The organism is uncultured Ralstonia sp. (genome assembly GCA_913056305.1).
Classification (GTDB): Bacteria; Pseudomonadota; Gammaproteobacteria; order Burkholderiales; family Burkholderiaceae; genus Ralstonia.
The window spans coordinates 1-4,011 of record CAJXMR010000310.1 but is presented as its reverse complement, the minus strand read 5'-3'; the positions used below and the strand labels follow the sequence as shown (position 1 = coordinate 4,011).

General features: G+C 62.0%; 6 protein-coding genes. 3 read left to right on the top strand and 3 right to left on the bottom strand.

The window, feature by feature from the left end; genetic code table 11:
• Positions 1 to 78: 78 nt before the first annotated feature.
• The 3 genes from rpsU (at position 79) to QZ609_RS25080 (ending at position 1,200) form a co-directional block, all read left to right on the top strand.
• A complete protein-coding gene (rpsU, locus tag QZ609_RS25090; protein WP_003262970.1) occupies positions 79 to 291 on the top strand; it encodes a 30S ribosomal protein S21 in 213 nt (70 codons plus the stop codon).
• A 423-nt stretch (positions 292 to 714) separates the two neighbouring features.
• Entirely contained in the window at positions 715 to 873 is a 159-nt protein-coding gene (locus QZ609_RS25085) for a hypothetical protein (RefSeq protein WP_295500784.1), read from the top strand.
• A gap of 42 nt (positions 874 to 915) precedes the next feature.
• Positions 916 to 1,200 carry a hypothetical protein gene (locus tag QZ609_RS25080; RefSeq protein ID WP_295500782.1) on the top strand — a complete coding sequence of 95 codons (285 nt, stop codon included), beginning with the start codon at positions 916 to 918 and terminating at the stop codon, positions 1,198 to 1,200.
• 18 nt (positions 1,201 to 1,218) lie between these two features.
• Here QZ609_RS25080 and QZ609_RS25075 read toward each other — a convergent pair whose 3' ends face one another.
• The 3 genes from QZ609_RS25075 to QZ609_RS25065 form a co-directional block, all read right to left on the bottom strand.
• The gene (locus QZ609_RS25075; RefSeq protein ID WP_295500780.1) at positions 1,219 to 1,542 is read right to left on the bottom strand and encodes a low molecular weight protein tyrosine phosphatase family protein; all 324 of its coding nucleotides are present in this window, start codon (positions 1,540 to 1,542) and stop codon (positions 1,219 to 1,221) included.
• 6 nt (positions 1,543 to 1,548) lie between these two features.
• Positions 1,549 to 1,938, bottom strand: coding sequence for an NUDIX hydrolase (locus tag QZ609_RS25070; protein ID WP_295500776.1), 390 nt, complete (start codon positions 1,936 to 1,938; stop codon positions 1,549 to 1,551).
• 651 nt (positions 1,939 to 2,589) lie between these two features.
• Complete coding sequence (locus tag QZ609_RS25065) at positions 2,590 to 3,786, bottom strand: hypothetical protein (RefSeq protein WP_295500773.1); 1,197 nt, start codon at positions 3,784 to 3,786, stop codon at positions 2,590 to 2,592.
• Positions 3,787 to 4,011: the final 225 nt, after the last annotated feature.

Genomic DNA, 4,011 nt, shown 5'->3' with positions numbered 1-4,011 from the left:
ACTGCACGCCCTCTGGGCGGTATATAATCCGCTGTTTCGCCGTCCACCCGAATACCTGAGTACTGAGCAAGGGACCCGATGACCACCATCCGCCTGAAAGAAAACGAGCCGGTCGAAGTCGCACTGCGCCGCTTCCGCCGTGAAATCGAGCGCACCGGCCTGATCAAGGAACTGCGCGCCCGCACCGCCTACGAAAAGCCGACGACCGAGCGCAAGCGCAAGAAGGCTGCCGCCGTGTCGCGTACGCGTAAGCGCCTGCGCTCGCAAATGCTGCCGAAGAAGCTCTACTAAGATCGCGCGATTGTTCCGGTAGCACCAACTGGGTGCTGCCGTTGGCGGCGTGAAGTCAGTCGACCTCCAGCCCGCCGAGCTTGGCCCGCGTTGCATCCGCACGCACACCGGAAGCCTTTCCGGCCCGCGCCAACGCTCCACTCTCCGATACAGCAGTCAGCAAGACCGCGGTTGATGGCCAGATTGGCCAGACCCCGCAGCTTCGGCGCGCCCCGAGCGCCCGTTCTGTTGCAAACGACCTCCGCCAGCGGTGATTGACCGGCTGGCTGTTGGCGTTTGTCCACCCGGTTTTGCCCTTCATCCGCAGCACCCGCGGCATTGACGCGAATTTTGCTTCGCGCTCCGGCTTCTTTACGACTTTTTGACGGCCCGCACCGTACGCTGAAGGCGTGAACAATTCCGGGCGCAAAGCGCCTTACGGCCATGAGCCTGATCAATCAATGGTTGCTGGGAGCGGGCGTCGTGCTGGCCATCGTCGCACTGTTTGTCGTCGAGTACAGCGGTGTAGAACGTGCGGCGCGGCGCAACCGCGAAGCCGAGGAACACGCGGGCCGGCGCGCGGATGAAGCGCGCTCGTCTTGACTGCCCCGCGCAGCGACGACGCCACGCTGCTTTGGTGCAGTGATGTCAGCCGCCAACCCATCACCCTCATCTTCGAACCCGTCCGAGCCGCCAGCCTACTGGTTTCGCGCCAAGCGCTACGGCTGGGGATGGGGTCTGCCCGTGCGCTGGCAAGGGTGGCTGGTCTTCGTCGGTTATTTCATCCTGCTGATTGCCGGCGTAATCATCCTGCGCCCCGCCCATGCGCCCATCCTGTTCGTCGCCTACACGATGGCGTTGAGCCTGCTACTGGTGCTGGTTTGCTGGTGGAAGGGCGAGCCACCGCGATGGCGCTGGCGCGAAGACTGAGCCGCCCATCACCGCGATTCACGCTCGCAGATACGGACCCGCACGCCGCTCCAGCAGCGCGACGAGTTCCGGCTGCATGAACGCGTAGTCATCGGGAATATCGAGACAGACCACCCGCTTGCCGCGCAGCTGCGGGCCAAACCGCTGCGACAGGCGCTGGCGATGCACGCGCTCCATGACGAAGATCACGTCCGCCCAGTCGATCTGCTCGGCCGTCAGCACAACCTCCGCGTCCAGCGCCAGGCCCGCTGAATCGGTCTCGACATTCGGCCACTGGGCGAATACCGCTTCGCCCGTCGGGCTGCGCATGCGGTTGCGGCTACAGATGAAGAGCGCGCGCATCTGCGTTCAGGCGGCCGTTGCGCACGCCATGGTGATGGAGGCGCGGTAGCCGCCAGGCAGATTGGCCGGCAGCGCATCGGGCGCAAACACGCCCGGGCGCTTGTGCTCGTGACTGAGCGCCGGCGCGAATGGGCCGACCAGCGTGCAGCCATAGGTGGCGATGAACACGTGCTTGCCCGGGATGACCTCGAACAGGTACGTGTCGAGCGGCGCGCCAACTTCCACCTGCAGATTCAGCTCCTCGGCGATCTCGCGTGCGAGGCATTCGGTGGACGATTCGCCCAACTCAATGCGGCCGCCGGGCAACTCCCATTCGTCACGCTCGTTGAGCAGGAGGACGACCTCGCCGGTGGGCAACCGCAGGACGCCTTTGACGGAGACGGGGTAGATGGGCATGGCCGTCATCAATTCAAAACCTAGCGATGAACCGTAGATGGCTTACTTAAGCCACCCCAAGACCTGGCAGCTTCTGCAGTGTACTAACTTGTGTACTAAAAAACGAATTCGCTTCCTCCGGGATTGGCCGCCTGGGTCGGCAACGCGCGGCGTGTAGCCCGCTCGTGGGTTGCTAAGCTGATGGCAGAGGTCGCTTTACCGAGTCTGCCTGGAAAGGCGCCACGAGCTCCTATTGAGCAGCCAATCGCTTGTCTTTTGCCTCGGGATCTTTGTCCCACCCCAGGATCACTCCGTGCTCGCCAAAGCCGGGTTCTGGAGCGGCTGCGCAAGTGAGTTTTGCCTCTGAAATGGCTGCTGTGGGAATCTCCACCGCGGCGATCGCGGCCAAGTTAGGTCGTACCATACACCCCAGGTGCCACAGGCGGTCGTCAGATACACCGCTAAGTCCGCAAACCGAGGTTTCGTAACGGAGCAGAGTCGGGTGCCAGCTCTGAGCATCGAAGGGCTCCGGACCATGTTGAGCCCGCCATCCGAGCAGCACTGACATTGCCCACGACTGGGTCTCCTCGCGTTGCTGGTGGATGCCGCGTGGCAGTACCTACCTCGACGCCCCCCCCTCAAGAGCCCAGGCTCCGGCATTTCTGACAACATTCAGAAGCTGAGCTTGAAGATTTGTGCCCCGACGCCTCGGGTGCCAGCGTAAAGATTACCGCTGTTGTCAATGGTTAGGGACGTAATGAAATCCGACGTGTTCGCGAAAGGGTATGACACGACGTCACCGTTCGCAGACACACGCTGAACTGCCCAATTCCCTGCTGTGTAGATGCTTCCCGAACGGTCCACCGCGATGGCTCCAGACGCGGTCGGGAGTTGTCGCGCTACCGTCGTCACTGTTCCATCCGGCGAAATTTTCCGAACCGTGTCGAGACTTCTCACGTAGAGATTGTCGCCACTGTCGATAGCGAGGTCGGGACTGCCGGACAGCGTGAACGTGGCGTTGGGCCCAGGGCCATCCTGATTGCCACTCACCCCACTGCCAGCAAGCACCGCCCATGTTCCGCTGTCGAGCGAAAATTTCACGATACGGTTGTTCACCACATCGGCAAGCAAGAGGTTGCCTCTGCTGTCCATCGCGAGACCGCCGTTACCAGTCGATACAGCAGAGGTGGAGCTTTCCCAGTTGGCAAACAATTGCTGATAGTTGCCTGTCGGTGTCAGTTCGTTCAGCACTGCGCTCCACGTCATCGGAAACGTAGCAATCGGCGAATCTCCCGACCCAAAGATATTCCCAGACGGATCAAGCACAACACCATCCCATGTGGTCTGTGTCGACAACGTGGTCACGACTCCGCCGGGAGTGACCCTCCTAAGCGCACCGCGGTCCGACAGGACAATGTTGCCGGATGCGTCCGTGGCAAGATGTCCGCCTCCCCAAAACACAGCAGCCGAACCCGTTCCGTCCACGGGCGTAGTATTGGTTGTGGCTGAACCCGCGATGCGGGTAGCCGACACTGCCGAAGTCACCAAGCCACCGCCGGAGGCCGGGCCTGCAGTTACGACGTCATTCGCAGGTCCAGTCGCGCTCGCCGGCACTGACACCACTGCGCCCGCTTGCGTATAGACCTTGTCGGATGCCCCATTGATGGTTACAACGGTACCGTTGGGGGCCCTGACGGTCGCCCCTGCCGGCACTTCTACCGACATGTTCGCCGCAAGCGTCACGCTCGTTCCAGGAGCCACGCTTTGTGGGATCGCCGCACTTGTTGTGCCGCTATCCGAGCCACCTCCGCAGGCGCTCAGCAAAGCGCCAAGGCACAGCGTGATGGTTACTCGTGCGGAAATCTTCATATCAATTGAGCCTTTCAGAGAATATCTGGGTCGATGGATTATCAGGATCGCGCAGCACCGGTGCATCTTGTGCACCATGCTCACTAGCGCCGCCCCTTCACTTCGGTGGCGTCACGCGCCCGCGCGGTGGCCCCCCCTCGTGCGCTTGCCTAGCACGGCTGCAGTGGCTCACTAGTGGCCTGTAACGATTGAATCGGGAGTAATGCGACGAGTTGGGTCGAAGTA

Coding starts and splice junctions, on each gene's coding strand:
- rpsU (WP_003262970.1), top strand. CDS start 79: ATGACCACCATCCGCCTGAAAGAAAACGAGCCGGTCGAAGTCGCACTG.
- QZ609_RS25085 (WP_295500784.1), top strand. CDS start 715: ATGAGCCTGATCAATCAATGGTTGCTGGGAGCGGGCGTCGTGCTGGCC.
- QZ609_RS25080 (WP_295500782.1), top strand. CDS start 916: ATGTCAGCCGCCAACCCATCACCCTCATCTTCGAACCCGTCCGAGCCG.
- QZ609_RS25075 (WP_295500780.1), bottom strand. CDS start 1,542: ATGCGCGCGCTCTTCATCTGTAGCCGCAACCGCATGCGCAGCCCGACG.
- QZ609_RS25070 (WP_295500776.1), bottom strand. CDS start 1,938: ATGCCCATCTACCCCGTCTCCGTCAAAGGCGTCCTGCGGTTGCCCACC.
- QZ609_RS25065 (WP_295500773.1), bottom strand. CDS start 3,786: ATGAAGATTTCCGCACGAGTAACCATCACGCTGTGCCTTGGCGCTTTG.